This is a genomic window from Pseudomonas sp. 43(2021) (assembly GCF_017490805.1).
Lineage (GTDB): Bacteria > Pseudomonadota > Gammaproteobacteria > Pseudomonadales > Pseudomonadaceae > Aquipseudomonas.
The window spans coordinates 1-509 of sequence record NZ_JAFGYJ010000294.1 but is presented as its reverse complement, the minus strand read 5'-3'; the positions used below and the strand labels follow the sequence as shown (position 1 = coordinate 509).

Genomic DNA, 509 nt, shown 5'->3' with positions numbered 1-509 from the left:
CCCGGGCTGCATTCCCACGCAGAGCGTGGGAACGATCATGTCAAGGGGCGGAGGGCTGCGCCTTCGCCACGGTGACCCAATACGGCGTATGCCGCTCGATCTGCACCGGCAGAGTCGGCAGCAATGCACTCAGTGCCTTGTCGGTGTCATGCAACGGAAAACTGCCGGTAATGCGCAGATCGGCCACTTCCGGCGCCACGCCCAGATGCCCGCGACGATAGCGCCGCAGCTCGTGCACCAGATCGCCCAGCCGGGCGTTGTCCACCACCAGCATGCCGCGCGTCCAGGCATCGGCGCCGGGGGCGAGGGCGGCAATCGAGCCCAGCCCGTCACTGCGCAACAGCACCTGCTGGCCTTCGCGCAGAACCAGTTCTTGCGGGTTGGCCTGGGCATGGGCCGCGACCGCCGACTGCAACACGCTCAGGCGTGTGCCATCGTCCTCGCGCTTGACCAGAAACCGCGTGCCCAGCGCGCGCATGCTGCCTTCGCGGGTTTCGACGATAAACGGC

The 509-nt window shown here is 67.4% G+C and carries 1 protein-coding gene; it reads right to left on the bottom strand.

Features of this window, described 5'->3' with window-relative positions; all coding sequences use genetic code 11:
- Positions 1-40: 40 nt before the first annotated feature.
- Positions 41-509 (bottom strand): FecR domain-containing protein (locus J5M71_RS27285; protein WP_207838648.1); only part of this gene is annotated, 469 nt, incomplete at its 5' end.